6 protein-coding genes are annotated in these 5840 nt (G+C 63.8%); all 6 read right to left on the reverse strand.

Features of this window, described 5'->3' with window-relative positions; genetic code table 11:
- Positions 1-164 precede the first annotated feature (164 nt).
- A complete protein-coding gene (locus ABZ319_RS39800) occupies positions 165-1025 on the reverse strand; it encodes an ESX secretion-associated protein EspG (RefSeq protein ID WP_354991773.1) in 861 nt (286 codons plus the stop codon).
- A 46-nt stretch (positions 1026-1071) separates the two neighbouring features.
- The gene (locus ABZ319_RS39805; RefSeq protein WP_354991774.1) at positions 1072-1353 is read right to left on the reverse strand and encodes a hypothetical protein; all 282 of its coding nucleotides are present in this window, start codon (positions 1351-1353) and stop codon (positions 1072-1074) included.
- 67 nt (positions 1354-1420) lie between these two features.
- Positions 1421-1765, reverse strand: a complete 345-nt coding sequence (locus ABZ319_RS39810) for a hypothetical protein (RefSeq protein WP_354991775.1) — start codon at positions 1763-1765, stop codon at positions 1421-1423.
- A 67-nt stretch (positions 1766-1832) separates the two neighbouring features.
- Entirely contained in the window at positions 1833-3080 is a 1248-nt protein-coding gene (locus ABZ319_RS39815; RefSeq protein ID WP_354991776.1) for a PPE domain-containing protein, read from the reverse strand.
- A 16-nt stretch (positions 3081-3096) separates the two neighbouring features.
- Positions 3097-3408, reverse strand: coding sequence for a PE domain-containing protein (locus ABZ319_RS39820; RefSeq protein ID WP_354991777.1), 312 nt, complete (start codon positions 3406-3408; stop codon positions 3097-3099).
- An 85-nt stretch (positions 3409-3493) separates the two neighbouring features.
- Positions 3494-5840, reverse strand: a 2347-nt coding sequence (eccCb, locus tag ABZ319_RS39825; RefSeq protein ID WP_354991778.1) for a type VII secretion protein EccCb, incomplete at its 5' end; no start/stop codon positions are given.

The raw sequence follows: 5840 nt of genomic DNA on the forward strand, positions 1-5840 counted from the left end.
GGCCGGGGTGGGCTGACCGGGAGGTTCCGGTGTGATTGCTGTCTGCGATGTGTCGGCGCCGAGATATGCGGCGTAGCCGTCATGGGCGGTAAGGCTTGTGACGTCGTGACCGTGCAGCTCCGGGTTGGGGTTCACTGTTGTCGTCCCTCTCACGACCGTGTGCGTCATTCTGTGGTGCGGCTGGTGTCGAACCAGCTGCCGCTGGGCAGGAGTTCGATGAGTGCGGCGATCCCGGAACCGATCGCGGCGGCATCACCGCGGGTGTAGGTCGAGCGCTTGCCGCCGTCCAACGCCCTGGCCGGGGCGGCGACGATCCGGCCGCGGGGTGTGTCGAGCACGCTGAGACTGAATTGTGGAGTCTGGTCCGTGCCGTCCCGGTGTTCGATTGTGACGATTTCGGCACGCCGGATGACCTCATCGAGCGCTCGGGTCAGGGTGGCGGCCGTATGGGCGGTGGCACCCAGCGCGAGCAATGCCCGGCGGCGCTGCTCGGGTTCAGCGGGAACGGCGGCGAACTGTTCCATCGTGGCTGCGAGTGTGTCGATTGCGAGCGGAGGGTAGGGCCCCAGCGCGGCCAGCACCGCGCTGGTCAGGGTGGTGAGTTTCCTGCCCTCGTGGAACACGGGTTGCAGCACGACACGGTCATCACACCGTATGGCGAGAATGTGTTCCTCTGCTCGGCGGACGAGCGATAACCGCAGCATCGATGCCGGTTGGCCGTCGAGCCCGGTATGCACAACGCGGGCGGCCAGTTCCATGTCTGGGCGCTCGAGACATCGCAGCCAGTGCGCGACACGTGTGTGCACGCTGCCCTCATGGACTATGCCCGCGTCGGCGAGCTCGGTCACGATGGCAGCGTGCACACGATGTTGGTCCTCGGGCCGATAGATGTTCGGCATCAGCGCGAGTACTTGGGGGTACTCGTCGATGCCGACCATCGACTTGAGTACCAGGGCAGCGTCGACGTTGATATCGACCGCTACTGGTTCGGATGGCGTCCCGGGGGGCTGCGTTGGCTCAGTCATGTCGTCACCCAGCATGTCGATTGGGGCCGGGCCACACAGCCGGTGACTAGATTCCGACTGCGAGGAACTTCGCGCCCTGCGCTTTGTCGGTGTTGTAGACGTCGCCTCCACCGCCGAGCTTTGACTGCAGGACCGCCCGCAGTTTTCCGAGTTCGAGGCTGTAGTCGTTGACCTTGGCAAGCAGGGCGTTGATTTTCGGGTCCCAGCCCTCTCGTGCCGCGTTTCCGTCGAAGCACGATTTCAGCGCACGCTCCATTGCACGAAGCTGTTCATTGTTGGCTTCGATTCCGTTCACGATGTTCTGAAGAGACAACGCGTTCGAATCCACAGCAGTATAATTGATTCGAATCTGACCGCTCATTTTCTAGACCTTTCTTGATGAAATCTGGCGCCACTCACGACCAGGAGCTGTTGTCTATTTTTCCATTGGATCCCAGGGCACTGGCATTGTCTATTCCAGCTGCGGCGTCCATGTCGCTCGTGTCGATTCTGACTCCGGTCTCGACAAGGACTTCGATCACTTCTTGCAGCGATCGCCCGAGCTTGACGCCGGCCATGTGCGCGTTCTGCAACGTGCTCTGGGCCGCATCGCCGGCGCCAGCGCTTGAAGCTGCGACGCGAAACTCTTCCTTGACACTTGCGAGGGCCCCGAGGTAGCCCTCATGAGTTCCCTGCAGGGCCATAGCCTTTTTCCCCGATGCCGCAATTTCCGCGGGGACAGCTACGAGGTCTCCACTCACTGTGTTTCCTACCTTTCACGGTTTTATTTGATCGGCACCGGCAGTTTGCCGGGACGAGCTTCAACGACTACCGAGTATTCGAAACAAGCGACACCGCATCGGTCTCGTCGTCGGAATATTCGATAACCCCGATCGGCATGGCGTCTGCCAGTTCGGGGACGTCCACCGTTTCGCCCGGAGCGAAGACCCTGCGTTCGGTCGATTCGTCCGTGCGGCGCCGCGACTGAGCGATCGGCGCGCTCGTGGCACGGGGTGCCGCCGCTACCGGCGCGACAGACGATGACGGCGTTGTGGCCAAGCTGAATGGGGTTCCGGTCGAGGGCGCCCAGTTGCCGGGCATGCGGAAACCTGTCGCTGTGCCCGGGAGGGCGTTGAAACCTCCGGTGGTCATGCCGATCGCGCCGATCGGTCCGCCGCCTTGCAGGGCGGCGAGCGTGGCGGAGTTCGGGCTCGCACCGTAGAAACCCGGCTCGTTCAGCGAGTCGATCGTGTCGCTTCCCAAGCCTGCGGACTCGGCCGGCGTGGCCAGATCCGTCGGAGCCTCGAAGTCGGTGGGAGTGTCCGGGGTGGGCACCGCTTGATCACCTGGGGACGGGTTGGGGTTTCCCCCTGGTGACTCTCCCCCACCCGGGGTTGTTCCCGGGTGCGTGGGAGTTTGCGATCCGTTGCCGGGAAGTATGTCTGTACTGCCCGGTGCCGCATGCCCGGGCAGCGACGCCTGTGGCAGTTCGTTGAGCGCGCCCGTCATGTTCAGCGGCCCTGCTCCGGGCCCGCCGGCGATCATCGGGGCGGGAGCAGGTGCGGGAACGACTACGTTCTGTGCTGTTTGCGCGGCGTATGCGTACATCGTGTTCGCCGCCAAGGTCCACATCGTGAGATAGGCGGCCTCACTGACCGCTATCGGCGCGGTGTTCTGACCCATGGTGTTGGTGGCGACCAGAGCGGCGGTGGTGGCGCGGTTTGCCATGACGACGGGGAACGGTGGCATCGCCGCCAGTGCGGCGAGGTAGGCGGCACCCTGGGCGGTAGCCCTGATCGCGGCGATGTCCAGCAGTGCCGCGTTCTGATGCATCCATGTCAAATGCTGAAAGAACGCCATTTGCGCCTGGGTCGCGGCCGCGCCCCGCCATGTGACCATCAGTTCTTCGAGGTGCTGTTGGGCACCGAGGGCGGCGGTTCGGATACCGGTGGCCACTTGCGTGTAGGCCGCCGCGGTGGCCAACATCGGAGCAGCGCCGGTCGCGGCGCCGCCCGGGCCGAAGGTCAGCCGGAACGAATTGACTTCGGGCGGCAGAGCCGCCCAGCTACCGAACACTATCCGTCCCGTTCGCTTAGATAGTCACCTGGGCGGCGGAGATAACCGCGCCACTGGAGATATCTGTTGCCAGGTAGGAAGCCCCGACGCCCGGAAGCTGCGCCGAGCCGGCCGCGAATTGTGTCAGCCCTTCCGAGGTGGTGGCGATGTTGAGTGAAGCGTGTGCCGCGAAGACTGAGGACGCCATAATGCTGACATCATCGAATGCCGCGGGCACCGGTGACAGAAGTCCACTCGCTCCACTGAGAGAAGCGAGCAACTGTGTCTGTTCGCCAACAAATTTCGCCGTTGCCATCGGAAAGTCCGAGGGAAGCGCTTCAACGAACATCGTAATGCTCCTCTGGATATGGGATATCTTGCCATCCCGCTGAGAACCAAGTTATTTCATTCCCACCGGTGGGAGCATGCTCGAGCTAGTCATGGGGAGGCACCCACGCGGCCTGGACGAGGTCTTTTCGGCCGTGCAGCGGTTCGACGAGCACCCCGCGCCCGGGAGGCTGTTCAGTGGCCTTGGCATCCCCGAGCAGAATTCCGTCGAACTTTGATCCGTCCATGATGAGGCCGGAGGAGTTGAGATTCTTCATCTGGCCGAGAACGTTGTCATACATTGCCGAATCCGCTTGGGCGATGTTACGTGCGGCGATGATATGCAGGCCGGTGTCTCGGGCGTCGACGATGACATCTTTGAGCGGATCGAGCGGATTGAGGGATCCACGTTGGGCGACCATGTGGTAATCGTCGACCACGACGAATATCTCCGGCCCGGTCCACCATGACCTTTCCCGCAGTTGCTGAGCGGTCACGCCGTCGGGCGCGCGTCGTGTCCGCATTTTCGCCGCGAAAGGCGGAAGGCCGTCGATCACGTCACGTTCGGAGGTCAGGTAACCGATCAGCATGGCGTCGGGGACCGAACCCATGTGACGGCGGCGGTAATCGATCAGGAGCACTTTGGCCTGGTCGCTGGTGAATTGCTCGGCGATCGAAGCGAGCAGCGCGGCGACGACGGTGGACTTTCCACAGCCGGAGGAGCCGAGCACGATCATGTGAGCTGACACGCCGAAATCGATCGCGGCCGGCCTCAAGTTCGACTCGCGCACTCCGAACGGGATGATCAGTTGCTGCGCGAGGGTGGTCGGCGGTGACCATCGCTCCCGAATCTCGGTCAGATCGATGTGGCCGGGGAGGAGTTGCACCTCGGGTGCGCGGCGGTCGGGGTACCGGAGGCGAAGGTGCTCGACCGCGTGGGCCAAGCCTTCTGCGGCGGTTTCCGCGTCCCCGTGGCCGTCGATGCGTGGCAGCGCGGTGAGCATATGCAGCATATCGGTGGAGATGCATCGTCCCGGCCGGTTGGTGGGCACCGCGTTGACCACCGCGCGGTTGCCCAGGAATGTCGTATCGGTGGTGTCACCGAGTCGCATTTCGATCTTGGTTTGGATGAGATCCTTGATCGCGGGGCGGACCACAACCCACCGCGAACTGGTGAGCACGAGATGGATACCGTAGTTGAGTCCCTGAACCGCGATGGACTCGAGCACTCGTATGTAGTCGTCGTAGTACTGACTGGTGGGGGCGAACCCGATGTCCCAGCCGTCGATGACCAGGAACACATCCCCGTAGGCGTCGCGTCGTTCCAGGCGCGGGTCACGTTCTGAACGCATTGCCCGAAACCGCCGCATGCTGTCGATACCGAGCTCGGTGAACAACGCCTGTCTGCTGTCGATGAGCGCGGTGATGAGTGCGAAGGTGCGCCGGATCCGGTCCCCTTCGCGCGCGGTTGCCACCGAGCCGACATGCGGCAATCCGCGAAGCGCGGACAGTGCGCCACCGGAGAAGTCGACGCAGTAGAACTGGGTCTGTTCAGGCGTGTGAGTCAAGGCTGCCGATAACACGAGGGTTTGAAGCGCCGTCGATTTGCCGGATTGCGGTCCGCCGATGATGGCAACGTGCCCTCCCGCCGCGGATAGGTCGACAGACCAGATGTCTTGGCGTTGCTGGCGCGGTTTGTCGACCAAGGCGAGTGGCACGTGCAGCCGCCCCGCGGCCACCGATGCGGTCAGTTGTTCGAGCGTGGGGGGTGTACCCAAGGGGGGCAGCCACATTCGGTGTGCTGGTTGGCCTTGGTGAGCCAGCTGACGCAGGACCACGTCCATGATCGACTCGGGTTCGGGCGCATCAGTGGCCGCCTCGGGAGCGGGGGCTGGGGCGGGAGCGGGTGGGCGCAGCTCGCTGATCGTGCTGGAGGTGAAGAGCTGCGGTGGCCGGTAGCCGACGCTGCGGCGTGCGTATTCTGTGCCGGCGGCGGTCGCTCGGGTCGGACGGCGGTAGGGTTCGCCGACGTACGCGGTTTGGAACCGTTGCAGTTCACCGGCACCGACTCGCAGGTAGCCTGCTCCTGGTTTCTTGGGCAGGTGGTACGCGTCGGCGGTCCCGATCGCGTCGCGGGAGTCGCTGGTTTGGTTGGTACGCAACGCGATCCGGTAGGACAGATGCGCTTCGAGTTCGCCCATGCGGTGGGCGGGGACTTTCTGCGAGGCCAGCAGGAGGTGGATTCGAAGAGATCGGCCGAGTCTGCCGATGGCGACGAAGAGTTTCGCGAAGTCGGGGTGTTGTTCGAGGAGTTCCGCGAACTCGTCGAGCACGATGAGCAATGTTGGCAGTGGTACCAGCCCGGCGCCTTGTTCGCGTGCTCGTTCGTAGTCCGCGACGCTGGCGAAGTTCCCGGCGTCGCGCAGGACGCGTTGGCGGCGGATCATCTCACCG

Source organism: Nocardia sp. NPDC005978 (genome assembly GCF_040614455.1).
In the GTDB taxonomy this organism is placed as follows: domain Bacteria; phylum Actinomycetota; class Actinomycetes; order Mycobacteriales; family Mycobacteriaceae; genus Nocardia.